Genomic DNA, 26,023 nt, shown 5'->3' with positions numbered 1-26,023 from the left:
CGGCACAGCAGCAGGTTACCGGTTAGCTGCCAGCAGCCATCGCCTCGATCTCCACGAGCATTCCATCCAGCGCCAGCCGTGGCACAGGAATCAAAGTGCAGACCGGATGCCTGACGGCAGTTGACCGAGCCAGCCATTGCCTTACAATCGCGCCCCCGAAAATCAGCAGGCTTGTCGAAACGGAACTTCAATGCAAAGGGTGATGATCATTGGTCAGCCGGGGTCTGGGAAGAGCACCCTGGCGCGCAAGCTAGGCGAGCGCACGGGTTTGCCGGTCATGCATATCGACACGATTCACTGGCAGCCAGGATGGGTCGAACGCAGCCGTGAGGAGAAAACCCGCCTCTGCCATGAGGTCGAGGCCCAGGAGTGCTGGATCTTCGAAGGCGGGCACTCGGCCACGTGGGATAACCGGCTGGCGCGCGCTGACCTGTTGATCTGGATCGATCGTTCAGCGCCACTTCGATTCTGGCGAGTGTTCCTCAGAACGATGCTGAACCGCGGTCGTTCTCGGCCAGACTTGCCGGACGACTGCCCGGAAATGCTGGCCAACCTGCCGGCGTTCTTCAGATTCATGTGGCGGACGAAATCCTCCTCTCGAGAGGCAATGAAACGGCTCGTGGCAACGGCGCCGCCTAGTTGTCGCGTGGTATGCCTGCGGTCCAATCGGGATACCGAAACGTTTCTTGCGAATGAGATCGCCCCCTGGCGCTGACCGGCAAAGATCACGCACACAGAGAATGGGGACAGATTTATTCTTAGCTAAACGAATACGTTTATTGTCGCTCAGCGCGGTGAACAGGTTGTGCCGGCAGTACAAGAAGGAGCAAGCCGCTCGATCAAAGGCAATCCATTTACCTGCGGTCGGGCGAATAAATATCCTTGCATCAGATCTATCCCCAGCGCCGTCAGTGCTTGGCACTCAGCGTCAGTCTCGATCCCCTCGGCGATCAGCGTGATGCCCAGCCGGTCGGCTACCAAGACGATACCGGCAACAATGGCCTGGCGAACCGGATCCTGGCTGATTCCCCGAGTGAGTGCCATATCCAGCTTGAGTACGTCCGGCTGGAATTCTGCAAGTAGATTAAGCCCTGAGTAACCCGAGCCGAAATCATCTATCGCGGTGCTGAAGCCCTGTCGGTCGTACTCGTTGAAGATTGCTTTCAAATGTTCGGTATCTTCGATCCGCTCGCCTTCGGTCACTTCGAACATAAGCCGATTGGCGGGGAAGTCGAATGTCTGCGTGGCCTCTAAGGTGGCTCGGATACAGGTGCTGGCACGGTAAACGGCGTTGGGCAGAAAATTGATGCTCAATTTACAGTCTTCGTGCAATCCCAAGCCAAGCGCAGCTGCTTGTTCGATGGCCTTCACCCGACAGGCCTGATCGAAGCGATACAGATTGTCGGGTGTCACCTTGGCGAGAATGTCCGCAGCACTTTCACCGTTCAGACCGCGAACCAGTGCTTCATAGGCGAACGGTTTGCCTGAAGGGACATGAATAATAGGCTGGAAGGCCATTGTAATCTCGAAACCCAGACTGGCCATGTCGCGACATTGAGAGCAGCCAATGGCTTGAAATGGCTTAGGGAAAACAGGCTTGCTCATAGGTTATCGCCGAGGTAGATAAACAGGGGGGTTAGAATGCTTGGACAGCCACCAATAGCCAATCTATCCCGACTTGTCTCGCTTACGCTCAGGTGCCGAGTGTTGCGACTGGCTGCACAGCTTCTCGCGGGTTTCATCCTGCAGTCGGGTCGTTCCGTCCGTTGGCTATCAACGCGCTGTGCAGTGCATTTCCGCAGCCTGATAGCCCCACACCACGGTGGCCTCGCCATGGTGCTCCCATAAACTCTCATTTTGTCCCTGGTAGCGCGCGCCGCTGGCGGCCTGCTGTCTGTACATCAACGAACTGCGGTCACCGAACTCGACGATGGCCGTGGCCGGCTCGGTGCGGAAGAAGCTGGCAACCACTTCCTTGGCTGGGTTGCCGTCACACTGGTAGAACACCGGGCCGGTGGCCTCGACCAGCCGATAGCGGGCCTGCAGTTCGGCGATGCGCATGCGGTAGCTATCGGCGATGCACGTGGGCGGATCCGCGCTTTTCCAACAATCGTTGCGCCCCTTGATCCAGCCCCGTTGCTCGGCCTTGAGCACCGGCGGATGTTCATTGCCGGCCTTCTGCTGCGCGGCTGTGTAGACCTCGGCCATTTGCCGATCCAGTGCCGAGAGCGGCTCGCTTTGGCAGATCTGTTGTTCGATGCTGCCGGCCTCGACCTGAGCGCAGTTGAAAGCAGGTCCCGCAGCTTGGGCGTGCGACAGAGGCAGGGTGAGTAGCAGGGGAAGCCAGTGCTTCATGGGAGCCACCATTAGCGATTAGGAACACTGGGCTCAGTCTAGCTCTGTGCTCAATAGCTGAAAAAAATCTGTCCCATTCACTTCCTGGCCCAATAGCTTCCCTCGCGCGGAGGGTCAAAACAGCCTACTGCACCCTTCGGCCCTATCGCTCGGTGGATGATAGTGGCGTCCCTCGATACAGACATGGCTCAGTTCGAAATCACCATCTTGGCCCTATGTGACTAGTCCAAGCGTAGCTACAGTGGGCTCCGACAACCACTAACCCACTACGAGTCAATCGCCATGAACAATCGCCTTGATTACTTCACGCTGTCTCCCCAAGCGTCCAACAAACTGGTGGAGCTAACCTTGCAACTGAGCAAGAAGCCGGTACTGGCCGATCTTGCCCACCTGATCATGCTACGGGCTTCGCAGCTCAACGGCTGTGCATTCTGCGTGGATATGCATGTGAAAGAGGCGAAGATCCATGGCGAGCGCGAGCTGCGTCTTCACCACGTCGCCGTTTGGCGTGAGTCGCAGTTGTTTTCGCCAAAAGAGCGGGCGGCGCTGGAATGGACTGAGGCCCTTACCCAACTGCCGCCTCATGGTATTTCCAGCGACCTGTATGCAAGCACGCGCGAGCAGTTTTCCGACGAGGAACTGTCGGACCTGTCGTTCCTGATTGTCGCCATCAATGGCTGGAATCGCCTCAATGTGGCGTTTCAGGCAATCCCGGGTTCATCAGATGACATGTTCGGCTTGAACAAGGCCAATCTCAACTGAGCAACTTGCCGATCAACGCGCCAAGCTGCTCGCCTGGAGCAGTCGTGGCGCAGTTGGTGAAGCTCAGAAGCAGACCCGACTGACGCTGCGATGAGGCAGCCCAGGCCGATAACGCCTGTACCGACATGCCCTTGGCCAGCACCTGCTTAGCCAGGGCAGTGTCGCTGATATGGTCCGGCAAGCGCAGCACCAGGTGCATGCCGCCTGGCGAGCGGTCCACCTGCAGACCGTCAGGCAAATGCCGCTCCAGTGCATCGATGGTCAGTGCCCGTCTCTCGTTATAAAGCCGGCGCATACGCTGGATATGCCGAGTGAAGTGTCCCTCGGCTACGAACTCCGCCACCAAGGCCTGGGTAATTGACGGGGACCCGGCAGAGAACAAGGCTCGGCCGACGCGCTCGAACGCTGCCACGTGCGCTTGAGGCACCACCAAATACGCCAGGCGAATACCGGGAAACAGCACTTTGCTGAAGGTTCCGGCATACAGCACTCGCCCATGACGATCCAGGCTGGCCAGCGCTGGCAGTGGACGGCTCACGTAGCGATACTCACCATCGTAATCGTCCTCGACAATCCACCCACCGGTGCGGGCGGCCCAATCCAGCAGCAGCTGTCGGCGCGGTAGCGACAAAGCCATGGAGAGCGGGCTCTGATGACCCGGTGTCACCATGGCGACCTGAGCAGGCCGAGCACCAGCGATGGCCTGTTCCACATTCATGCCATCGGTATCCACCGGCACCGCTTCCAGTTCCAAGCCGAACTGGCGAAGTACTTGCCGCGTGGTGGGATAACCTGGGTCCTCCACCCAGGCGCGCTCGCCCGGCTGCAGCAAAGTATGAGCGATCAGCGCCAGGCTATTGCGCCAACCGCTCGTGATAAATACCTGATGGGCGCCGCAATCGATACCTCGGGACACATGCAGATAAGACGCGATGGCGCTGCGCAGCGCCGCCAAGCCATGGGGTGCCGGATAGTCCAGATCTGCCAGACCCATCCCGCGTAGATAGCGAGCACCGAGGCGCGCCCATATCTTGCGCGGAAAAGCATCCAGTGCCGGCACTCCCATCTGGAAAGGCAAAAGCTGGGGTGGACGCCAGAGCGAATCAGGGGAGTCTTCGATCACCTGGCTGCTGCTTGGTAATACGGTGGCCGCCGACGCGGGCCTCTGCAAATCGGGATTGACCACGGTGCCTTTCTGCCCAAGCGCCAGGAGGTAACCCTCGCTGGCCAGCAGCGAATAGGCGAGTTCGATGGTGCCACGGGCCACTCCCAGATCCTTGGCCATGGCGCGCGCCGACGGCAAGCGGTCGCCGGGGGAAAGAGTCCCAGCGGCAATGGCAGCCAGCACGCGGTCGTAGAGTTGACGATACAAAGGCACGCCGGGTTGCTCTTCCAACGGAGTGAAAGGCGGCTTGGGCGAAGTCGTCATGGCCTAGTTCATATCCTGTTTCTTGGCTCAATCAAGTGGGTCAACGGTAGTCCACTATAGCGCCATCACCCACACATTGGAGCCAACCCATGACATTCACTTTGCACAACTACGTGCCAAGCATGCTCGACCTGGCCGACACGGCCCTGCGCCCCCTGGACAGTACCCATGACCTGCGCAGCGCATTCCCGATCATGCAGCAATTGCGCCCTCATCTGACGAGCGAAGCCGACTTCCTCAGCCGCATCGAGCGTATGAGCCTCAATGGCTATCGTCTGATTGGCGCCTACGACTCAGGCGTTCTCGTGGCACTGGCGGGTTACCGTCTCCAAGAAAACCTGGTCTACGGCAGCTTCCTGTATGTCGATGATCTTGTAACCGCTGCAGCTCAGCGGGGTGGCCAGTGGGGTTCGCGCTTATTGCAAGCCTTGGAGCGACTGGCCCGCGCCAGCGGTTGCGCACGCCTGGTGCTGGACACGGGCTTGGCCAACGCCCGCGCGCAACGATTCTACTTCCGTGAAGGCCTGCTCACTGGTGCGCTGCGCTTTCAAAAGCAGTTCGATACGCCATAACCCGCACACACTTCCCAGGAGACAAACATCATGACGTCGTCTCAACAGTCCTTTGCTCCTTTGCGCATTCTTCGCCTGGTCGCCAGCCCCAATGCAGACGCTTCGGAAAGTCTGAAACTGTCCCAGCAGATCCTGTTTGCCCTAGCTTGTCAGGCCGGCAGACGGGGTATTCAGTTGTCCAATCTAGACCTCACCACCTTGGCCCCCGTCGATGCGCCTTACGCCCAGGCCTTGGCCAATCGGCTCGGGGTTGGAGCCAATGGGCAGGATGGTACATTGAAGCGTTCCGACGAATTGATCGACCAACTGCAGGCATGCGACGTACTGTTGATCGCCACTCCGATGCACAACTACAGCGTACCGTCGCCACTGAAGGCGTGGATCGACCAGGTGGTACGTGTGGGCAAAACCTTCCTGGGCACGGCCCAAGGCAAAGTCGGCACACTGGCTGATCGTCCTGTTTACGTCGCTATAGCCAGCGGTGGCTACATCTCCCGTCAACCCGACTTTCTACGCCCTTACCTGTCCGCAGTGCTCGCCACCATCGGCCTCAATGAGGTGTATTACTTCACCGTTGAAGGTACGGCCAAGGGGGTGGAGTCACTGACTTCCGGAAGAGAAACAGCCTATCGCCAGGTGCGCGCGTTCTTTGGTAAGGGCGGGCATACAGTGAATCAACACACAGTGGGCCAAGTCTCGAGTCCGCTTTAAGCGACCAGAGCTGGACGCTACCGATGCCAATCCGCCGGCTGCGCAAAGAACGCCTGCGCATTCCTCTCCAGGCTCTCCAGGTGATACCCGCCCTCCTGCACGATCAGACACGGCAGGCCCAAGCCGCGAATACGCTCGCCCAGCATGGCGAACCCTTCTGTGGTCACCGCCACCTTGGTCTGCGGATCCAGCTCGTAGATGTCGAAGCCCAGCGACAGCACCAGCACCTCGGCGCCGAAGTCCTTCACAGCCGCCAGGGCCACATCCAACTGCGCCAGGAAGTCGGCCTCGCTGGCGCCATGGGGCATCGGCAGGTTGATGTTGTAACCCTCCCCCGCCCCAACGCCGCGCTCATCCTCGTATCCCGCCACGCCGGGATAGAAGTTGGTCGGGTCGCCATGGGTCGAGACGTACAGCACGTCGTTGCGATCGTAGAAAATCTCTTGGATACCCTGACCGTGGTGCATGTCGGTGTCGAGAATCGCCACCCGGCCATAACGGCCGCGCAGCACTTGCGCGGCCACCGCGGCGCTGTTGAGGTAGCAGAAGCCACCGGCGGCATCGAAGCGCGCATGGTGACCTGGGGGGCGACACAGGGCGTAGGCGGCCGGTTCGCCGTCGAGGATCGCCTTGGCAGCGGCCACCGCGCTCTGCGCCGACCAGTAGGCCGACCGCCAGGTGTTTTCGCCAATCGGGCAACTGCCATCGGCCAGGTAGCGCCCGGCCTGGGCAAGAATGCCGCGCAGGGCGTTGGGCTCACGCACGAAGATGTTCGACATCACTTCGTCGCCCCAGTCTTCGGGCACTTCCTTCCAGCGTGCATGGGCTTCTTCGAGGAAGGTCAGGTAGGCTTCGCCGTGTACGGCCTTGAGCGGCGCGAGACCGGCGTCTTCGGGCTGACGAATGTCCATGCCGAGGTCCTTGGCCGCCTGCAGCAGGCGCTGGGCACGCTCCGGGACTTCCTGGGGGGTGCGCATGGCGCCGCGCGAATAGTAGCTGCGTGGGTGGTGCAGCAGCTGTTCGGGGTGGAAGTAGCAACGCATCAGGCATCTCCTCGTTCGACTTGGCCAGCGCGGGCCAGCACGGCATTGAGCAATACATCGGCGCCCTGGCGGGCATCGTCTTGCAGGACGTCTTCGGCTTCGTTGTGGCTCAGGCCGCCGACGCAAGGGATGAACACCATCGCCGTCGGGCAGTAGCGGGCAAGCAGGATGGCGTCGTGGCCGGCTCCGCTGACGATGCGCTGCTGACTGTAGCCCAAGCCGTCGACGGCCTGCTGCACCGCCGCCACGCAGTCGGCATCGAACGGTGTCGCCGGGCTGACCCAATGACGCTCGATGCGCACCTGCAGGCCTCGCTCGCTGGCGATCGTTTGCAGCGCCTGATCCAGCTCACGCTCCATCGCCTCGATAGCCTCGTCGCGGTGATGGCGCAGGTCCACGGTGAAGCGCAATTGGCCAGGGATGGTGTTGCGCGAGGACTTGGCGATCGACAGCTCGCCCACCGTGGTCAGGCCCTGCGGGGCGAAGTCGGCGGCCAGTCGCTCCACCGCCTGGATCATCTGTGCAGCGCCGTACAGGGCATCCTTGCGCAGTGCCATCGGGGTGGTACCGGCATGGGCGGCCATACCTTCGACGCTCACGTCGAGCCAACGAATGGCCTGGCCGCCGCTGACCACACCGATCGACGTGGCGTTGTCTTCGAGGATCGGGCCCTGCTCGATATGCGCCTCGAAGTAGGCATCGACCTGGCCGCCCAGTGGGCGATCACCGGCGTAACCGGTGCGCTGCAGCTCGTCGGCGACACTGATGCCATCAGCATCACGAATCGCCAAGGCCTGCTCCAGGCCGAGGCTGCCGGTGAACACCGCCGAGCCGAACATGGCCGGGGTGAAACGTGCACCCTCTTCGTTGGTCCACACCGCGATTTCCAGCGGCTTGCGGGTGGCGATGCCAAGGTCGTTGAGGCGGCGCACCACCTCCAGGCCGGCCAGTACGCCGTAGACACCATCGAAACGACCGCCTTCGGGCTGGGTGTCGAGGTGGCTGCCGATCATCACCGGGGCGGCGTCAGGGTCGCTACCGGCTCGGCGGGCGAACAGGTTGCCGATGGCATCCACCGACAGGCTGAGCCCCGCTTCGCGGCACCAGTGGCTGAACAGCTCGCGGCCAGCCTTGTCTTCGTCGCTGAGCGCCAGGCGGCAGCTGCCGCCACGGGCGGTAGCGCCCACTTCGGCCATGGCCATGAGGCTCGCCCAGAGGCGGTCGCCGTTGCTTTTCAACATCGATGGGGTCTCCTTGAACGGGGCTGGATCAGGCCAGCTCCAGGCGTTGACTGTGGGCATGCTGGCGCGCCAGGGCCAGCACACAGACCAGCGAGATGCTGGCAATCAGCGTGTAGAACAGCGCCATCGGCCACCACTGGCCGACGAAGCTGTGGGCGAGCCAGGTACCGATCAGCGGGGTCAGGCCCCCGGCGATCGCGCCGCACACCTGATAGGCCAGGGAAATAGCGGTGTAGCGCACGCGGGTAGCGAACATGCCGCTGACGTAACCGGCGATCACGGCGTAGAACGACGCCATGCACGCTGCTGCCAAGGCAATGCCGAGCACGATCATCGGCCCTTCACCGCTGCTGACCAGGACGAACATCGGATACGGCGAGGCCATTGCCAGCACCGCCACCCATGCCAGAAAGCGTGTGGCGCCGAGTTTTTCCGAGCACCAGGCGGCCAGCGGCTGGACGCAGAACTGGATGATCGCCACGAAGAACAGGCATTCGAGGATCAGTGAGCGCTCCAGGTGCAATTGCTGGGTGGTGTAGCTGATCATGAAGGTATTGGTGAAATAGACCCCGGCGATGCCCAGGGTATTGGCCCCGATGCACAACAGCAGCGGACGCCAGGCGCTGCGCAGCACCTCGAACACCGGCGCCTGCTCCTGGCGCTGGGCCTTGTGCGCGGCCTCGCGGCTGGCGAGGAACTCAGGGGATTCATTGACGCCCAGGCGGATCGCCAGGCCGACTAGCAATAACAAGGCGCTGGCCAGGAACGGCACGCGCCAGCCCCAACTCATCAGCTCGGCTTCCGGCAGGCGGGTCACCGCGCCGAAGGCCAGCAGCGACAGGATCAGGCCCGCCGGGCTGCCCAGTTGGGCGAACGAGGCGAAGAAGGTCCGACGGCCTTTGGGCGCGTGTTCACCGGCCATCAGCACCGCCCCACCCCACTCCCCGCCCACGGCGATGCCCTGGACGATGCGCAGGAGAATCAACAGCACCGGCGCGGTGGCGCCGATCTGCGCGTAGGTCGGCAGTAAGCCGATGCACACGGTGACCACGCCCATCATCAGCAGGGTGATGACCAGGGACTTCTTGCGCCCGATACGGTCGCCCACGTGGCCGAAGATGATGCCCCCCAACGGGCGGGCGAAGAAGCCCACAGCGAAGGTACCGAATGCCGCCATGGTGCTGAACAGGCTGTCGTCCGAGGGGAAGAACAAGGCGCCGAACACCAAGGCGGCGGCGGTGGCGTAGATGTAGAAGTCATACCATTCGATCATGGTACCGATGAACGCGGCGGCAGCGGCACGGCGCGGCTGGGACGAAGCGTCTGGCTTCATGGTGGCTCCTTTGCTTGTTTTTCTGGCAGGAGTGGACAGGTCATTGGGCGCTCTGATGGCGCTTGTTCGAGCACAGACAAACCCGTCTCGATAAGAACGATTTATCGGCTCCAGGCTATGATTAGTCAATTTTCTATTTATTATTCGCACTATTAGCCACGCTTATCATCGAGCCCCAACCATGTCCGACCGCCTGCTCAACGATCGCCTCGACTGGAACCTGCTGCGCACCTTCCGGGTCATCGGCCAGGAACTGTCCATCAGCCGCGCCGCCGCACGCCTGCACCTCACTCAGCCCGCGGTGAGCCAGGCGCTCAAGCGCCTCGAAGAACAACTTGGACGTCAATTGATCGCCCGCCGCGGGCCACGCTTCGTGCTCACCGAGGTGGGTGAGCAACTGTTCGCCCTGGCTGGCGAGGTGTATGGGCAGATGTCCCAGATCGGTGGCCTGTTGGAGCACCCGGCGGACGAAGTGGTGGGCAAGGTGCGCCTGCTGATGATCAGCCGCATCGTCAACGAGCGTCTCGACGAGTTCCTCGCCGGCTTTCATCGCCAGCACCCGCGGGTGGAGTTGCAGATCGACGTGATGCGCAGCTCGGACATCGTCGCGGCACTGCAGGAAAAGACCGCCACCGCCGGGCTCAGCCTGAACCGCAAGGCGCAGACCCGCCTGGAACAGCGGTTGTTCCAACGCCAGCGGTACGCGTTCTTCTGCGGTCGTCACCATGGCTTGTTCGGCTGCCAGGAAGGCGATTTGCAGAAAGAGAACTTCGTCAGCTTCAGCAGCGACCAGATCGGCGGCATGCTCTCTCCGCTGACCATCTTCCGCGACCAGCAGGGGTTTTCCGGGCGTATCGTGGCCTCGTCACCGAGCCTGGAGGAAGTACGTCGCCTGGTCATCGCCGGCTTCGGTATCGGCTGCCTGCCCGAGCATGTGGTGGCCGATGACGTAACGGCGGGCTTGCTGTGGAAGCTGCCGCCCCATGAGGGCATCGCCGATGTCGACATCCATTTGCTGTGGAACCGTGATCAGCGCATGAGCCGGGCGGAAAGTGTATTCATCGAGGCGCTGCGGGGCAGTTTGCAGTGAGCCTGTCGCACCAGACATTGCGACAATTCGCCCTTACGACCCAAATGTTTTGAACGCCGAAAAACATTGCACGTTTTGTTGGGAACGTGCAGTAAACGTCGGTCATCCATTCAACTGAACTCCCCCGCTCGCTGCTCCGTCACCTGAATGAGCCGGCCCGTACCGGATATCCACTCATCGAGGGACACGATCATGGACAGCAGCGACCGCAACACCCCGGACTCAGCACCGCCCGGCAGCACCCAGGACCATCTGCACGGCATCGCCGACGAGGCCGGCGCCTTGCTCGACGAGACCAAGGCCCAAGGCGCCGAGCAGTACAGCCACTACCGCGATGCCGCCGCCGAACAGCTTGACTCGCTCAAGCAAGGCGCACAGTCGGCTGCCCGGGCGCTGGAAGACAAGGACAGCCTGGGCTTGTCCCAATACCTGGCACAAGCCGCCGAATGCCTGGGCAGCTTCGCCGAACAGATGCGCCACCAGAGCGCTGAAGACTTGCTGCACAAAGGCTCGCGCCTGGCCCGCGACAATCCTGGGTTGTTTCTGGCCGGGAGCGTGGCGATCGGCTTCGGCCTGTCACGCTTTCTCGGCGCCAGCGCCCGGCACGCCACGGCGACCACCGGGTCCACCCCGCCAGCGGCCTACGGGGCGAGCGAGCCCTATCACTCCACCCCGCCCACGCCAGACCGCTCCAGCGATGTCTCGACCCACGCGCCCTTCACACCGGTCGATCCCGAGCCGGTCGATCCAGCGAAACCTGGCACACACAGCCCAACCGCCGACACCCCGCTGTACCGTGATCCGCTCAAAGGAGGTGAATGATGAACAACGACCCACTCCAACCCATCCCACCGCGCCCCGCTCCCCATGTCGATGACCAACTGGGCGTCGGTGGCCTGCTGCGCCAACTGATGCGCGAAGTGCCCGAACTGTTCACCAAGGAACTGGCCCTGGCCAAGGCGGAACTGCAGCACAACCTCAACACCCTCAAGGCCGGCACCGCGGCCGTCGCCGGGGGCGCCATCGTGCTGTTGGCCGGGTTGATCATCCTGCTGCTGGCGGCGGTGTATGGGCTGGCCACGGTGGTCGAGCCCTGGCTCGCGGCACTGTTGGTCGGAGGCATCACGGTGATCGTCGGCTTCCTCATGCTGCAGGCGGGCAAGAAGCAGTTCGAGCCCACCCACCTGGCGCCTGACCGCACCCTGCACGCCATGCAGCAAGACAAGGACACGCTGAAGAGGAAGCTGCCATGAGCACGTCATTCGAACACGAAGCGCAAAAGAGCCCCGATACCCTGGAACAGGAAATCAACGCCAAACGCGACCGCATCAGCGACCTGGTCGACGCTCTGGAGCAACGGCTGAGTCCAGGCCAACTGGTCGATCAGGTGTTGGCCTACACCAAGGGCAACGGCGGCGAGTTCTGCCACAACCTGGGTACGACGCTGAAGAACAACCCGGTGCCGACTACCCTCACCGCACTGGGCCTGGCGTGGCTGGCCATCAATCAGAATCGCCCATTCAACCCAGGTCCGGTGCAACACGGCCCTGGGCTGGGGGACAAGCTCGGCGAGGCTGTGAACAGCGTCAAGGGCGCTTTCGCCCAGGCCGGCGACACGCTGCACGCAGCCACCGACAGCGTGCGCGACAAAGCCCACGACCTTCGCGACAAAGCCAGCGAACTGGGGCATGACGCCCGGGATTCGCTCAATGGTTCGGCCGACAGCTTGCGCCAGGGGGCTCAGGTTGCCGGTGACCAGGCGAGTGCACTCAAGGGCCAGGTCGAGCACTTGCTCAAGGAACAGCCTCTGGTGCTGGCGGCGCTGGGCATTGCGCTCGGCGCGGCATTGGGTGCTGCGCTGCCTTCGACACGCAAGGAGGATCAGCTGCTCGGCGCAGCCAGTGATCGTGTCACCGACAGCCTGAAGAGCAACGCCCAGCAGGCCAAGGACACGCTGCAACAGGGCATGGAGCAGGCCCGCGACAAGCCCGACCCGAGCGCGGGTGCGCGACCGGCGCAAACCGACCTGTCCGCGGGCCTGGGCTTTGCCGACTGAGCGCCTGTGGTGCCCAGGTGCCGCAACGTTCGGCACTTGGGCGCCACGTCAGGCGCTTGGGCACGCCTCACCGCACCTCAGGCGAAACGCTCTACCTGCGCCGGGGTGCGGCGCATCAACACCTTGCCGCCACGGATCGACACCAGTGCATGCCCCTGACTACGGATCATCTCGTAGTCGTCGGGCGCCGACAGCACCAACAGGTTGGCCGGTCGCCCGACTTCGATCCCGTAGCGCTCACCCAGGTTGAGGGTGCGCGCACTGTTGTCGGTGATCAGGTCCAGGGAGCGCTGGATGTCTTCATAGCCGAGCATGTGGCAGATATGCAGCCCGGCTTCGAGCACGCGCAGGATGTTGCCGTTGCCCAGCGGATACCAGGGATCGACGATGGAGTCCTGGCCGAAGCAGACGTTGATGCCGGCGCGATCCAGTTCCGCCACGCGGGTCACCCCACGGCGCTTGGGCCAGGTGTCGAAACGGCCTTGCAGGTGGATGCTCTCGGTTGGGCAGGAGATGAAGTTGATGCCCGAACGCTTGAGCAGGCGGAACAACTTGGAGCAATAGGCATTGTCATACGAGCCCATGGCCACGGTGTGGCTGGCGGTCACCTGCGCGCCCATGCCGCGTACCCGCGCCTCTTCGGCAAGCACTTCGAGGAAGCGCGACTGCGGGTCGTCGGTCTCGTCACAGTGCACGTCCACCAGGCAGCCGGTCCGCTCAGCCAGGTCCATCAGGAACTTGATCGACGACACACCCTGGTCGCGGGTGTTCTCGAAATGCGGAATGCCGCCGACCACATCGGCCCCGAGCGCCACGGCCTCGGTCATCAGCGCACGACCATTGTCATAGCTCTCGATACCTTCCTGGGGGAAGGCGACGATCTGCAGGTCGACCAGGTGACGCACTTCTTCACGGACTTCGACCATGGCCTTGAGCGCGGTCAAGGTCGGGTCGGTGACATCGACGTGGGTCCGTACGTGCTGGATGCCATGGTCCACCAGCATGCCGATGGTCTTGGTAGCGCGGCGCTTGATGTCGTCGTGGGTGGTCAAGGCCTTGCGCTCGGCCCAGCGCTCGATGCCCTCGAACAGCGTGCCGCTCATGTTCCAGGCCGGTTCGCCAGCGGTGAGCGTGGCATCGAGGTGAATGTGCGGTTCCACGAAGGGTGCGGTGACCAGGTTCTGGCCGGCGTCGATGTCGCTGTCGGCTGTGGGTACGGCGACATCCTGTTGGGCATGGATGGCGGCGATGCGTTCGCCGCTCAATTCGATGCGGTACAGCCCAGGTTTGCCGCGCAGGCGGGCGTTAATGATGTTCATCAGGCGTTACTCCTTGTCGTTCGCTTCGGTCATGCGCCAGATCAGCAGCGCCACCGAGGCGTTCATGCGAAACAGCGGGTCGTCCAGCGACAGGCCGCTCAATTGTTCGATACGTTGCATGCGTTGGTTGATGGTATTGCGATGCAGCCCGAGACGCTGCGCAGCCCTTTGGCCATTGCCGTTCTCGTTGATCAGCGCGTCGAGGGTGTGGACCAGCGTATGGGGGTGTTTGCGGCCGGTCTCGATGAGCGGGCCGAGGGTCTGGGCGACGAAGGCGTCGATGACCGTGCGATCGCCGATGCCCTGCAACAGGCGCAACACGCCCAGCTCGCTGAAGTCGCACAGGCCGCTGGCCGGGCGCAGGTCCTGGGCCACCTCCAGCGCCTGGCGCGCCTCGTTCAGCGCTCTACGGTAGTGGCCGCAGTCGCTGACGGTGGACGAAAGCCCCATGAATATCTGCATTTCCCCGGCAGGCTCGGCCAACTGACCATGCAGCGCGGCCAGCAGCGCGCGCAGGTCGGTCTGCTCGGGTAACAGCAGGACGAACAGGTCGCCCGGCAACTGCGCGCTGAGCGCCCCCGGCAAACGGCGGCACCAAGCCTCCAGGTGCTCTTCAAGGGCTTGCCGGGCCTGTTGCCACAAGCGCTCGCCCTGCTCCGGCCCATGTCGCTCGAACAACCCGCTCACCGCCGCCAGGCGCAGCGCCACCAGACGTCGTGGCTCGTCCAGCGGCAGTTGCAGGTGCGCCGCGCGCTGCCGGGCGATGGCCAGGCTGGGGTAATCGCCACTGAGCAGTTGGCCGAGAATGTCATGACGCGAACGACGGGTCTGGGCCATCTGCACAAGCGCCGTGCCGATCAAGTGAGTGACCACCACCATCTTCAGCGCATAGGGCTGCTCGATCAGCGGCAGGCCCAATTGCTCACAGCGCTCGATCACCTTGGGCGGGATGCGCTGGATGTAGCACTCGCCAGTGAGGATCACCAATCCGGCGATACCCACCGCTTCGCCATCCTCGACCAGTTGCAGCAGGTTGGCCTCCTCGCGCGGGTGGTTGATGCCGGTGACGAACACCAGTTCGCCGCCCATCACCCACTCGGCGATGCCTTCGTTCTCCGCCACGTAGGGCCATCGCACGGTGCGCTGCAGATTGCGCGCACCGGCGCGCACCGCCATGGCCTCGAGCCCCGGCAGGGCCAACAGCTCTTCGAGGGCCAGGCTCACGATTCAGCCGGCTGCCGGACCACGAAGCGGCCCTGGCCGGTCAGCTCGAGCAGTACGATGTAGCACAGCGCCGAGGCGCCGATGCCGACCAACGGCGCGACCCAGGGCGACCAGTAGGCCAGCACCGCGCCCACGGCATAGGCGACCAGGCCGATGAGGTTGTAGCGTGGCAGGCGTACCGAAGCCAAGGCTGGGTAGCGACCGCGATGGCGGTAGGTGAAGTCGGCCATGATCACCCCGCCCACCGGCGGAATGATCGACCCCAGCAGCACCAGGAAGGGAATCAGCATTTCGTACATGCCGCCCACCGCCAGAACGATGCCGACGCCGGCGGCAGCCAGGGTCATCGTGCGCCGGCGCTCGCTGCGCAGAAGGTGACAGGCGGCCGCCGAGACGTTGTAGATGGTCGGACCCTGGATGGTCCAAAGATTCAGGCAGAGCATGATCACCGCCGCGAACGACAGGCCCTGGAGGATCATCACCTCGACGATGTCGGCCTGCTGGTAGACCATCGCGCACCACGCCCCGGCCACCACCATCAGGCCATTGCCGAGCAGGAAGGCGACGATGCTGGCGATCACCGCGATCCGCCCGCTACGTGCCAGGCGGGTCCAGTTGGTGGCCTGGGTGGCGCCACTGGCGAAGGTGCCGAAGACCATGGTCACCGCCGCCGAGAAACTCATGGCCTCGTGCGGCACCAGGGCAGCCAGTTGCTGCAAGCCGCCAACGTGCTGGGTGGCGATGATCATGGAAATTACCAGCAGGACGAACATCAGCGGCACCGAGACCCGCGAAAGCAGGTCCAGTCCTTTGAAACCGATGATCGCGGTCAGGCTGAAGCCAAGGCCGAACAGCACCATCAGCGGCACCGTGAAGCCCTGACCCAGACCGAGCATCTTCACCAGCACGATGGCGACCGTGGCGGTGCCCCAGGCGTACCAGCCCAGTTCGGCAAAGCCCAGGATGAAGTCAGACAGCCGGCTGCCCGCCTCACCGAAACAGAAGCGCCCCATCAGTACCGTGTTGAGGCCACTGCGCGAAGCGATGAACGCCAGTGCCGCGGCATACAAGGCCAGCAAGGTATTACCGATGGCGGCGATCCACAGCATGTCGACGAAGTTGAACGCCATGCCGAGCTTGCCACCGGCGAACATGGTGCCGGTGAAGAAGGTGAAACTGAACAGGACCATGGCGATGGGCAGCAGGCCCTTGCGCGCGCTGGCAGGCGCTTCGGTCAGTGGGAATTCGCTGGGGGCAGTCATTTCGAGTGGTGCTCCGGGTGGAAGGTGGAGCAGCTAGAGCAATAAGCGGGCCGAGTGGCGATTGGTTGAACAACGGGGCAAAAGCGGGCGTTGGGCATGATGATGTATGTGCAGAGTGCACTTATCTGACTTTGATATGGGCTTCTGGGTGTGCTTTTTACCCTATTTTGAGGCGCCGCGCACCAAGGTGGTACACACGGCGAGCGGCTTCGGGGAATGTCGCGCAGAGGCAACACACCATGAACCAACGCGGGGGATGGGACCGGCTACGCCTGTGCCATCCACCCGGGTCTGCATCAGCGCTCAGGCATCGCGCAGCAATGGCGTGAGCAGATCGCGCACCGCGTCCGGCACCGCCACGGCACGCTCCAGGTCGCGGTCTACGTAGGCATGAATGAAGCGCCCGGCCGCCCTGGCCTGGTCCTCGCCCTCGACGAACACCGCCAAGGCGTAGTGCACCGAACTGTGCCCCAGGCGCTCCACCGCCAGGCCCACTTCGAGCCGCTGCGGAAAGGCGACACCGGCAAAATAGTCACAGCTCGAGCCCACCACGTAGGCCACCACGCGATCGCCGCGGATATCCAGGCCGCCGCGCTCGATCAGCCAGGTATTCACCGCACTGTCGAAGTAGCCGTAGTACACCACGTTGTTGACGTGGCCATAGACGTCATTGTCGTGCCAGCGCGTGGTGATCGGTACGAACTGACGGTACTCACCGCGTTGCGGTGGTTGCCTGGCCATACTCAGTACGCCGCATGGTAGATGGCCAGGGCATCGGCCTGGCTGACTTCGCGCGGGTTGTTGACCAGTAGCCGCTGCTGCTTGAAGGCATCCTCGGCCAACGGTTCGAGCCAATGCCGCGGTACACCCACCTCGCGCAGGCGGTTGGGCAGCCCGCAGCGCGGAACCAGTTCGGCCAGTTCGTCGATCAACTGTTGGCTCTGGGCGTAGGCATCGCCAGGGCGCAGGCGCGGGCCCAGCAGGTCGCTGGCCAACACGGCGTAGTCGGTCACCGCCTCGGGCCGATTGAACGCCAGTACATGGGGCAGTACCAAAGCGTTGGCCAGGCCATGGGGTACATGGAAGTGGCCGCCCAATGGGTAGGCCAGTGCATGCACGGCGGCCACCGGCGCGTTGGCGAACGCCTGGCCGGCCAGGCAGGCACCAAGCAGCATGGCCTGACGCGCCTGCAGGTTGCCACCGTTGTGCACCGCCTGATCGATATTGCTCGCCAGCAGACGCAGGGCCTCGCGGGCCAGCATCGCCGACAGCGGATTACGCTTGAGCTTGCTGGTGTAGGCCTCGATCGCATGGACCATGGCGTCGATGCCGGTCGCGGCGGTGATGGCCGGTGGCAAGCCCAAGGTACGATCGGCGTCGAGCAGGGCAAGATCCGGGAGCAACAGCGGTGAGATCACCCCCATTTTGGTCGTCTCGCCGGTGGTGACCACGGCCACGGCGGTCACTTCCGAGCCGGTGCCGGCAGTGGTGGGCACCTGGATCAGCGGCAATCGCTGGCCCTCGGCGCGGTCGATGCCGTACAGCGCGCTCAGCGGTTGCCTGCATTCGGGGTGAGCGAGCAACGCCACCAGTTTCGCTACGTCCATCGAACTGCCGCCGCCAAAGCCGATCACCAGGTCGGCGCCGATATGCCGGGCGCGGGCGGTGGCCGCGAGAACGCAGGCTTCGGTCGGATCGGCGTTGACTTCAGTGAACAGCGCCACGCTCACCTTGGCCTGGGTGAAGCCGGGGACGATGTCGTCGAGCATGCCCAGACGCGCAATGCCTGGGTCGGTGACGATCAGCACGCGTCGGGCGCCACGCGCTCGACACAGCTCGGCCAGGCGCCGCGCCGCACCGGATTCGCTGATCAACTGCGCAGTGGTGTTGAAGGTGAAGGGCTGCATGGGCATTCCTCTTGTCGTTATCCATGGCAGGTGCTGCCGGCCCCCTGTCTGCAGGGGGCCAGCCGTGGCTACAGGCCGAACTCTTGCTCATCCATCGCCATCAGGCAGCCAGCGCCGCCTGACAACGCCTGGCGATGCCCATCGGCACGGGGCAACAGCCGTCGCCAGTAAAACTCCGCGACCTTGAGCTTGGCCCGGTAGAACGCCCGTTCCCCGCTGCCCGCGTCCAGGGCCGCCTGGGCGCAGGACGCAGCGCGCAGCCACAGCGCCGCCAGCAAGACATAGGCGCTGTAGGCCAGGAAGTCGACCGATGTAGCGCCGATCTCCTGCGGGTCGCGGTGGCACGCGGCGATGACCTCACGGGTCAGCGCTGCCCACTCGGCCAGGCGCTGCGACACCACTGCCTGCATTTCACCGAGGGCCGGGTGTGCTGGCTGCGTCGCCAGGTCATCGATCAGGCGATGCAGCTCCGCGCCGCCATCGCCGAGCACCTTGCGCCGGATCAGGTCCAGTGCCTGGATACCGTTGGTGCCCTCGTAGAGCTGAGTGATGCGGCTATCGCGCATCAATTGCTCCATCCCCCATTCGCGGATGTAGCCATGCCCGCCATACACCTGCACACCGAGACTGGCGACCTCCTGGCCGACATCGGTGAAGAAGGCCTTGACGATGGGAATCAACAACGCTGCCCGACGCGCCGCTCGCTGGCGGCTCTCGGCATCCGGCGCGGCATGTTCGAGGTCCAGCTCGCGGGCTGTGCAGGCCGCCAGCAGGCGACAACCTTCGACCAGGCTCTTCTGGGTCAACAACATGCGACGCACGTCCGGGTGATGCAGAATCGGATCGGCCGGCCGCTGCGGTGCCACCGCCCCCGCCAGACCACGGCACTGCAGGCGCTCGCCGGCATAGGTCAAGGCGCCCTGCAGCGCCGCCTCGGCGATACCCAGCCCCTGCAGACCCACCTGGAAGCGCGCGTCGTTCATCATCGTGAACATGCACGCCAGACCCTGGCCGGCCTCGCCGACCAGCCAGCCTCGGGCGCCGTCGAAATTCATCACGCAGGTCGCCGCGCCCTTGATCCCCATCTTGTGTTCCAGCGCACCGCAGCTCACCGCATTGTCGCCCGGCTCGCCCGGCACCTGGCGTGGCACCAGGAACAGGCTGATACCCCGCACCCCAGGCGCGGCATCGGGCAGGCGGGCCAACACCAGGTGCACGATGTTCTCGGTCAGGTCCTGATCGCCGCCACTGATGAAGATCTTGCTGCCGCTGAGGCGGAAGCTGCCATCGGCCTGGGGCTCGGCACGGGTGCGCAGCAGCGCCAGGTCGGTGCCGGCCTGGGGTTCGGTCAGGCACATGGTACCGGCCCAGCGGCCACTGACCAGCGGCCCCAGGTAGGTCCGCTTGAGGGCTTCGCTGCCATGTCGGTACAAGGCGAGCACCGCGCCCTCGGTAAGCCCGGAATAGATCCGGAACGACAGCGAAGCGCTCATGAGCATTTCGTGGAAGCTCGCCGCCACCATCTGCGGCAGGCCCTGGCCATCGTACTGCACAGGGCCGGTCATGCTCGCCCAGCCTTGTTCCACATACTGTTGATAGGCGGCCTGGAAGCCCTGCGGCGTGTGCACCTTGCCGTCCTGCAGGCGGCAACCCTGCTCGTCGCCATTGCGATTGAGCGGGGCCACCACTTCGCTGGCGAACCGTGCGCCCTGTTCGAGAATCCCGTCGAGGGTTCCGCGGTCCAGTCCCAGGTCCAGCTGCTGGCAGTGGCCGACCACATCGTAGACTTCATGCAGCACGAAACGCATGTCACGCAAAGGGGCGCGATAGCTCATACCCGGCCCTCCTTCACATCGGCCAGGTTCTTGCCGGCGGCCACCAGCCGGTGAATCAGCGAAGCCGGGCGCCAATGTTCGCCGAACAAGCCCTGCAAGCGCTCCAGGCGACCGAGTATGGCGCCCAGCCCCTGGGCGTCGGCCCAGTGCATGGGGCCGCCGACCACGACGGGGAAGCCATAGCCGTTGAGGTACACGCGGTCGATGTCATGGCTGTTGGCGGCGATGTTCTCCTCGAGGATCTTCGCGCCTTCATTGACCAGCGCCAGCAGGCAGCGCTCGACGATTTCGCTGTCCTCGATCGCGCGACGGCGCAGTCCCAGGTCTTGGGACACCTTGAGCACCAACGCATCGACCGCCGGATCGTGCAACGCCTCGCGGCTGCCAGGCGCATAGCGGTAGTACCCCTGGCCGCTCTTCTGGCCGAAGCGCTGCAGGGCACACAGGGCATTGTCGACCTGTACCAGGGGCGCCTCCATGCCCTGCCCGGCCAGTTGCCGGGCCCGCCACTCCAGGTCGATGCCGACCACGTCATACATGCGAAACGGTCCCATGGCCATGCCAAAGGCCTGCAGCGCCCCATCGACCTGCTGCGGCAGCGCACCTTCAAGCAACAGCTTGCGGGCCTCGGCGACGTAGGTGGCGAGCATCCGATTACCAATGAAACCGTGGCAGTTACCGGCCACCACCGCTTCCTTGCCCATGCGCCGGGCCATGTCCATCGCGGCATCGAGTACGGCGGGCGAGGTGCGCTCGCCACGGACCACCTCGAGCAGCTTCATCACGTGGGCCGGACTGAAGAAGTGCAGGCCCAGCACCTGCTCGGGGCGGCGGGTGACGGCAGCGATGGCGTCGATGTCCAGCGCCGAGGTGTTGCTGGCGAGGATCGCCTGGGGCTTCAAGGTGGCATCCAGGGTGCGGAAGATCTCCTGCTTGAGCGCCAGGTTTTCGTACACCGCTTCGATCACCAGGTCGACTTCGGCGATATCGGCATAGCCGTCGACGCCGCGCACCGCACCGCGCCAGGCCTCGGCTTGGGCCTGGTCGATGCGCGCCTTGGCCACCTGCTGCGCCCAGATCTGCTCGATCATGGTCAGCCCGGCGGTGACGGCCTGTGGGTCGTTGTCCAGCCACAGCACGGGAATGCCCGCCTGGGCCAGGCTGATGACGATGCCGCGGCCCATGGTCCCGGCGCCGATCACGGCAGCCTGTTGCACGTCGAAGGGATTGCTCACGGACGCTGCTCCTGTTGTTAGGGGATTGCCGTCACCCTAGTCAGGGCCCTAGTATTTTTGAAATTTTCTTTGCGTATGCCATGTATTCAAGCCATGAATATCTCGACCTTCGACCTCAACCTGCTGCGGGTTTTCGACATGTTGCTGCGTGAGCAGAACGTTTCGCGAGCTGCCGAGCGCCTGGCCCTTACCCAACCCACGGTGAGCAACGCGTTGGCGCGTCTGCGCGACCTGCTCGGCGACCCGCTGCTGGTGCGGGTCGGTCGCCGCATGCGTCCGACGCCCCGGGCACTGGCCCTGGAAGGCCCGATCCGCGCGGCGCTGTTGCAGATCGAGCAGACCCTCGGTGGTGCAGAGCGCTTCGAGCCGCAACATAGCCGTCGGCAACTGCGCATGGCCCTCACCGACTTCGCCGAGCAGTTGTGCATGCCCACACTCTTGAACTTGCTGCAGGATCGAGCCCCGCACCTGCGCATCGACGTCGTGCACCTCACGCCCAATTTGCCCGCCGATGCCCTGGATCGTGGCGAGCTCGACCTGGTGCTGGGCCGCTTCGACGATGTCCCGGCTCGTTTCGAGCGACGCCCGTGGCGCACCGAGACCCTGCAGGTCGCGGTCCGCCAAGGGCACCCGCAAGTGAATGGCGAACTCGACCTGAAGACTTTCCTGGCTGTGCGCCACCTGTGGGTGCATGGCGGGCAGACCCGTGGCATGGTCGATCAGTGGCTAGCCGAACAGGGCCTCGCCCGCCAGATCGCCTACACCACGCCCAACTACCTGCAGGCTGCACATCTGGCGGCCAGCTCCGACCTTGGCGTGGTCCTGCCCACGCAGCTGGCCCGGCACTTCGCCCGGCTGTTGCCCCTGCAGGTGTTCGAACTGCCGTTCGCCCTGCCGCCCTTCCAACTCGAACTGGTGCACTTGGCACACCGTCAGCACGATCCCGCACTGGCCTGGCTGGCCGAACGGATCATGGACATTCGCTAGGCCATAGCACATCGGCATGGCGCACATGCTGCTCTGGTATTGGCTGGGCGCCGGGCCGGCTCTTTAGAGTTCCGGCTCTTGAGCCCGTTTTCCACATAACAAGAAGGACGTCCCATGCCCCCACCATTCCGCCTGCTCGCCCTCGCCTTGCTGGTGCCTCTGGCCAGCCATGCCGCCATCGCCAGCAAGGACGCCACCCCGACCACCGAGCACGCCAATCAGCAATGGTTGCAACGCCTGCCCTTCGCCGACCGCGGCGATTTCGACGCGGCCCAACGTGGCCTGATCGAGCGATTCGACAGTCGCATCGTCAACGCCCAGCAGCAAACGGTGTGGGACCCGAGCCGCTACGGTTTTCTCGGCGGCAATGCACCGGCCACGGTCAACCCGAGCCTGTGGCGCATCGCCCAGCTCAACACCATCGCCGGGTTGTTCAAGGTCAGTGAGCGTATCTATCAGGTCCGCGGCCTCGACCTGGCCAACATGACCCTGATCGAAGGCGACACCGGCCTGATCGTGATGGACCCGCTGCTGTCGGTGGAAACCGCCCGAGCCGCCCTGGACCTGTATTTCAAGCACCGCCCCAAGCGTCCCGTGGTCGCGGTGATCTACACCCACCCGCACGTGGACCACTTCGGCGGCGTGCGCGGCGTCATCGACGAAGCGGACGTGCACGCCGGCAAGGTCCAGGTGATCGCGCCGCAAGGCTTCTTCGAGCACGCGGTCAGCGAGAACGTGTTGGCAGGGCCGGCGATGAGGCGCCGGGCCCAATACATGTACGGCGCCCCCTTGCCTCGCAGCCCCCGCGGCCAGGTCGATGCTGGCCTGGGCAAAGGCGTGCCGACCAATGCCACCGTCAGCCTGATCGCACCGACGCGGGAAATCAGCAAGCCACTGGAAAGCCTGCGTATCGACGGCGTGGACATCGAGTTCCAACTCACCCCGGGCACCGAGGCCCCCGCCGAGATGAACCTGTGGTTCCCTCAGTTCAAGGCCCTGTGCATGGCGGAGAACGCCAGCCATGTGCAACACAACGTGTTGACCATTCGCGGTGCCGAGGTGCGCGATGCCAAGGTCTGGGCGCACTACCTCGATCAGGCCCTGGTGCGCTATGGCGACCAGGCCGACGTGGTGTTCGCCCAGCATCACTGGCCAACCTGGGGTGGCCAGGCCATTCGCGATTACCTGGCCGACCAGCGCGACATGTATGCCTTCATCGACAGCCAGACCCTGCGCCTGATCAACCAGGGCTTGACCCCGACCGAAATCGCCGCGCAACTGACCTCGCTGCCGCCACGGTTGGCCAACACCTGGTACAGCCGTGACTACTATGGCTCGCTCAGCCATAACGTGCGGGCGGTGTACCAGCGCTACATGGGCTTCTATGACGGCAACCCGGCCAACCTCGACCCGTTGCCGCCCAGCGCCGCCGGGCAGCGTTACGTTGCCGCCATGGGCGGAGCCGAGCAGGTGCTGAAGCTGGCGCGCAAAGCCTATGCCGAAGGTGATTACCGCTGGGTCGCGCAACTCACCAACCACCTGGTGTTCGCCCAGCCGGACAACGGCGCCGCCCGCGAGCTGCAGGCCGATGCCCTTGAGCAGTTGGGCTACCAGACCGAGAACGCCACGTGGCGCAATGCCTATCTCAGCGGTGCCCAGGAACTGCGCAATGGCGTATCCAGCGCCACCGCCGGCGGCAGCGCCGACGACCTGGTCCGGGCACTGACACCGACGCTGTTCTTCGATTACCTGGGCACTCGTGTGGACGCAGCGAAGGCGGCCGATCAGGACCTGACCATCAACTGGCGGTTCACCGACCTGGACGAGGACTATGCGCTGACCGTGCGCAACGGCGTGCTGACCCACCGAGACCACCAGCGTCATCGCCAGGCGGATGTGCAGGTCAGCATGTCCAAGGCGACGCTGGACCGCATCGCCTTGAAACAGACCGGCTTCCTCAAGGAAGCCACCGCAGGCGGCATCACCATCGACGGCGCACGGGGCAAGTTCCTGCGTTTCATGGGCGGGTTGGAAGAAGCCCCGGCGCGGTTCAATATCGTCACGCCTTGATCAGGCTCGATGAGTTTGCGTCACCTCGAACAACGCCGCCATCGCGACCCGTGTGGAATCACCGGGACCGCGATGGCGGCGTTGCCATTGACACCGACAGCCTGTCTCGCGCCTCAGCGCACGCTGCGGCTACGCAACCCACCGGGGGAGAAATGCGACGCAGTGGTGGCCACGTTGAAGTCGAACGGCCGCGGCTGCTGGTTGGTCAGCCCCGACAGCTGGTAGCGGCCGCTGCGCAGGTCGTAGATGACCTCCATGGCGTTCACCGGCGCCTCGCCCACCACGTGGTAGTAGCTGTGCGCCTGGGCCGTGCGCCACAGCGCTCCGCGAGCGTCGAAGAAATCCGCCTCGAGAATCGCCCAGCTGTCTTCGTCGACGTAATAGCGGCGGCTGGCATACAAATGCTCGGCGCCAGGCTTGAGGGTGCCGAGCACCTCCCACACCCGGTGCAGTTCGTAACGTGTGGGCGCCGCAGGCACATGTCCAGGGCCGATCAACTCGGCATAGGGCAAAGCAGGCGAAGCCAGCCGATAGCTGTTGTACGGAACATAGAGGGTCTTCTTGCCCAACAGCTTCCAGTCGTATCGGTCCGGCGCACCACTGAACATGTCGCGGCTGTCGGCGGTACGCAGACCACCGGTACCTGGGGTGATGCTGTCGTAGTCCACCCCAGGGGCACGACGCACCCGGCGCATGGCGGCACTGTACAGCCACGACAGGCGCGGCTGGGCCACCTGGTCCAGGGTCTCGTGCATCACCAGCGCCTCACCGGCCAGGCGCGTCGGTGCGGTCATCTGGTGACTGAAGTAGTACAGCACCTCGCTGGGATGGTCGGGCGTCCAGCCTGGCAATGCGTCGGGCCGGGCAAAGGCCTGGCGCGCGCTGGTCAGCACGTACTGCCCGGGACCGCGCGGAATGAGGCTGTCCGAAGCTTGGGAATAGCTGCCATTGCGTGGGCGCGTGAGATGGTTCCACAACACTTCCAGGCCATTGCGAGGCTGCGGGAAGGCAACCACGCCAACGAACTCGGACAAGCCGTTGCCATCGTCACTGAGGTGCGCGTGGGCAGCGTTGATGCTCGCCCAGTGCGCCACCTTGGCCGGTACCGCGACGCTGCGGTGGGTGGCATAGACCGGCAAGCGGTATGTGTCGGGGTAGCGTTTGAGCAAGGCCAGTTGCCCGGCACTGAGGTGTTGCTGATACTGCGCCGCATTGGCGGCGGTGATGGTGAACAGCGGCTGCTCGTCGGCGTAGGGGTCAAGTGGCGTGCCGTTCACCGAGAGCGATACCTGCCCGGCTTGCAGGCCGCCGCTCCAGGCGGGAATGACACCGTCCGCGCTGGCCGCGCGTTCGGCGCCGATGGGGGTCAAGGTGGCAGGTAAGGTTTCGGTCTGCGCAGACACGGCAGCGGCCCACCCGCAGGCGAGCAGTACAGCGATGGTCCTGTTCATGGCATTGTCCTCGATCAGTGACGCCCAGGCTCTTGTTGGAAAGCGGGCTTGCCTCGCCACGCCTCTTCCGGGTGATACTAGGAGCCACGCTCCGACCCCCACAAATAACGTGTTCGGATACGTGCCATATCAGTTCGGCAT

Annotated in this window: 24 protein-coding genes and 1 pseudogene; 10 read left to right on the top strand and 15 right to left on the bottom strand. The window is 64.0% G+C overall.

What is annotated here, in order from left to right:
- Positions 1-22 precede the first annotated feature (22 nt).
- Positions 23-151, bottom strand: a pseudogene (locus tag E2H86_RS22065) (RidA family protein); the annotation flags it as partial.
- A gap of 39 nt (positions 152-190) precedes the next feature.
- Between E2H86_RS22065 and E2H86_RS22060 the strand changes: the two are divergent.
- Positions 191-715 (top strand): AAA family ATPase, encoded by a 525-nt coding sequence (locus E2H86_RS22060; protein ID WP_133331646.1) that lies wholly within the window; start codon positions 191-193, stop codon positions 713-715.
- 71 nt (positions 716-786) lie between these two features.
- Here E2H86_RS22060 and E2H86_RS22055 read toward each other — a convergent pair whose 3' ends face one another.
- Both E2H86_RS22055 and E2H86_RS22050 read right to left on the bottom strand, forming a co-directional pair.
- Positions 787-1,605 (bottom strand): EAL domain-containing protein, encoded by an 819-nt coding sequence (locus E2H86_RS22055; protein ID WP_133331645.1) that lies wholly within the window; start codon positions 1,603-1,605, stop codon positions 787-789.
- A 168-nt stretch (positions 1,606-1,773) separates the two neighbouring features.
- Positions 1,774-2,355, bottom strand: a complete 582-nt coding sequence (locus E2H86_RS22050; RefSeq protein ID WP_133331644.1) for an MliC family protein — start codon at positions 2,353-2,355, stop codon at positions 1,774-1,776.
- A 282-nt stretch (positions 2,356-2,637) separates the two neighbouring features.
- Here E2H86_RS22050 and E2H86_RS22045 point away from each other — a divergent pair, with 282 nt between their 5' ends.
- Positions 2,638-3,117, top strand: coding sequence for a carboxymuconolactone decarboxylase family protein (locus E2H86_RS22045; RefSeq protein WP_133331643.1), 480 nt, complete (start codon positions 2,638-2,640; stop codon positions 3,115-3,117).
- Here E2H86_RS22045 and pdxR read toward each other — a convergent pair.
- A complete protein-coding gene (gene pdxR / locus E2H86_RS22040) occupies positions 3,110-4,546 on the bottom strand; it encodes a MocR-like pyridoxine biosynthesis transcription factor PdxR (RefSeq protein WP_133331642.1) in 1,437 nt (478 codons plus the stop codon). The two genes, E2H86_RS22045 and pdxR, sit on opposite strands and share 8 nt — an antisense overlap.
- A gap of 89 nt (positions 4,547-4,635) precedes the next feature.
- Here pdxR and E2H86_RS22035 point away from each other — a divergent pair, with 89 nt between their 5' ends.
- Together E2H86_RS22035 and E2H86_RS22030 are read left to right on the top strand one after the other, a co-directional pair.
- On the top strand, positions 4,636-5,118 hold the full coding sequence (locus E2H86_RS22035) for a GNAT family N-acetyltransferase (RefSeq protein WP_133331641.1): 483 nt from the start codon (positions 4,636-4,638) through the stop codon (positions 5,116-5,118).
- A gap of 30 nt (positions 5,119-5,148) precedes the next feature.
- Positions 5,149-5,829 carry an FMN-dependent NADH-azoreductase gene (locus E2H86_RS22030; protein WP_133331640.1) on the top strand — a complete coding sequence of 227 codons (681 nt, stop codon included), beginning with the start codon at positions 5,149-5,151 and terminating at the stop codon, positions 5,827-5,829.
- Positions 5,830-5,846: 17 nt separating this feature from the next.
- Here the strand turns inward: E2H86_RS22030 and E2H86_RS22025 are convergent, their stop codons facing one another.
- The 3 genes from E2H86_RS22025 to E2H86_RS22015 are packed head-to-tail and all read right to left on the bottom strand — an operon-like array spanning position 5,847 to position 9,446.
- Positions 5,847-6,872, bottom strand: a complete 1,026-nt coding sequence (locus tag E2H86_RS22025) for a histone deacetylase family protein (protein WP_133331639.1) — start codon at positions 6,870-6,872, stop codon at positions 5,847-5,849.
- On the bottom strand, positions 6,872-8,113 hold the full coding sequence (locus E2H86_RS22020; RefSeq protein WP_133331638.1) for a Zn-dependent hydrolase: 1,242 nt from the start codon (positions 8,111-8,113) through the stop codon (positions 6,872-6,874). Before E2H86_RS22020 ends, E2H86_RS22025 begins: the two co-directional genes overlap by 1 nt.
- A gap of 28 nt (positions 8,114-8,141) precedes the next feature.
- Positions 8,142-9,446 (bottom strand): MFS transporter, encoded by a 1,305-nt coding sequence (locus tag E2H86_RS22015; RefSeq protein WP_133331637.1) that lies wholly within the window; start codon positions 9,444-9,446, stop codon positions 8,142-8,144.
- Positions 9,447-9,627: 181 nt separating this feature from the next.
- On the opposite strand from E2H86_RS22015, the gene E2H86_RS22010 reads away from it, so the two are divergent.
- From E2H86_RS22010 to E2H86_RS21995, 4 genes are all read left to right on the top strand, one after another.
- Positions 9,628-10,536, top strand: coding sequence for a LysR family transcriptional regulator (locus E2H86_RS22010; RefSeq protein ID WP_133331636.1), 909 nt, complete (start codon positions 9,628-9,630; stop codon positions 10,534-10,536).
- Positions 10,537-10,728: 192 nt separating this feature from the next.
- Entirely contained in the window at positions 10,729-11,358 is a 630-nt protein-coding gene (locus E2H86_RS22005) for a hypothetical protein (RefSeq protein WP_133331635.1), read from the top strand.
- A complete protein-coding gene (locus E2H86_RS22000) occupies positions 11,358-11,789 on the top strand; it encodes a phage holin family protein (protein WP_409977278.1) in 432 nt (143 codons plus the stop codon). The genes E2H86_RS22005 and E2H86_RS22000 overlap by 1 nt, the downstream gene beginning before the upstream one ends.
- Entirely contained in the window at positions 11,786-12,592 is an 807-nt protein-coding gene (locus E2H86_RS21995; RefSeq protein ID WP_133331633.1) for a DUF3618 domain-containing protein, read from the top strand. The genes E2H86_RS22000 and E2H86_RS21995 overlap by 4 nt, the downstream gene beginning before the upstream one ends.
- A gap of 77 nt (positions 12,593-12,669) precedes the next feature.
- Here the strand turns inward: E2H86_RS21995 and codA are convergent, their stop codons facing one another.
- The 7 genes from codA to E2H86_RS21960 all read right to left on the bottom strand — a co-directional run bounded on the left by codA (position 12,670) and on the right by E2H86_RS21960 (position 21,374).
- The gene (gene codA, locus E2H86_RS21990; RefSeq protein ID WP_133331632.1) at positions 12,670-13,911 is read right to left on the bottom strand and encodes a cytosine deaminase; all 1,242 of its coding nucleotides are present in this window, start codon (positions 13,909-13,911) and stop codon (positions 12,670-12,672) included.
- A gap of 6 nt (positions 13,912-13,917) precedes the next feature.
- The gene (locus E2H86_RS21985) at positions 13,918-15,135 is read right to left on the bottom strand and encodes a PucR family transcriptional regulator (RefSeq protein WP_133331631.1); all 1,218 of its coding nucleotides are present in this window, start codon (positions 15,133-15,135) and stop codon (positions 13,918-13,920) included.
- Positions 15,132-16,397, bottom strand: coding sequence for a cytosine permease (gene codB, locus E2H86_RS21980; RefSeq protein ID WP_133331630.1), 1,266 nt, complete (start codon positions 16,395-16,397; stop codon positions 15,132-15,134). Before codB ends, E2H86_RS21985 begins: the two co-directional genes overlap by 4 nt.
- Positions 16,398-16,700: 303 nt before the next feature.
- On the bottom strand, positions 16,701-17,138 hold the full coding sequence (locus E2H86_RS21975) for an acyl-CoA thioesterase (protein ID WP_133331629.1): 438 nt from the start codon (positions 17,136-17,138) through the stop codon (positions 16,701-16,703).
- Between the two features lie 2 nt (positions 17,139-17,140).
- Positions 17,141-18,304, bottom strand: a complete 1,164-nt coding sequence (locus tag E2H86_RS21970; RefSeq protein WP_133331628.1) for an iron-containing alcohol dehydrogenase — start codon at positions 18,302-18,304, stop codon at positions 17,141-17,143.
- Positions 18,305-18,372: 68 nt separating this feature from the next.
- A complete protein-coding gene (locus E2H86_RS21965) occupies positions 18,373-20,139 on the bottom strand; it encodes an acyl-CoA dehydrogenase C-terminal domain-containing protein (RefSeq protein WP_133331627.1) in 1,767 nt (588 codons plus the stop codon).
- Complete coding sequence (locus tag E2H86_RS21960) at positions 20,136-21,374, bottom strand: 3-hydroxyacyl-CoA dehydrogenase (RefSeq protein ID WP_133331626.1); 1,239 nt, start codon at positions 21,372-21,374, stop codon at positions 20,136-20,138. The genes E2H86_RS21965 and E2H86_RS21960 overlap by 4 nt, the downstream gene beginning before the upstream one ends.
- Before the next feature lie 75 nt (positions 21,375-21,449).
- On the opposite strand from E2H86_RS21960, the gene E2H86_RS21955 reads away from it, so the two are divergent.
- Positions 21,450-22,361: a LysR family transcriptional regulator gene (locus E2H86_RS21955; protein WP_133331625.1), complete on the top strand. Its 912-nt coding sequence runs from the start codon at positions 21,450-21,452 to the stop codon at positions 22,359-22,361.
- A 114-nt stretch (positions 22,362-22,475) separates the two neighbouring features.
- Complete coding sequence (locus E2H86_RS21950) at positions 22,476-24,431, top strand: alkyl/aryl-sulfatase (RefSeq protein WP_133331624.1); 1,956 nt, start codon at positions 22,476-22,478, stop codon at positions 24,429-24,431.
- 113 nt (positions 24,432-24,544) lie between these two features.
- Here E2H86_RS21950 and E2H86_RS21945 read toward each other — a convergent pair whose 3' ends face one another.
- Positions 24,545-25,882: a DUF1329 domain-containing protein gene (locus E2H86_RS21945; RefSeq protein ID WP_133331623.1), complete on the bottom strand. Its 1,338-nt coding sequence runs from the start codon at positions 25,880-25,882 to the stop codon at positions 24,545-24,547.
- Positions 25,883-26,023: the final 141 nt, after the last annotated feature.

Source organism: Pseudomonas putida (assembly GCF_004357765.1).
GTDB lineage: Bacteria > Pseudomonadota > Gammaproteobacteria > Pseudomonadales > Pseudomonadaceae > Aquipseudomonas > Aquipseudomonas putida_U.
This window is presented reverse-complemented; position numbering and strand designations above follow the sequence as displayed.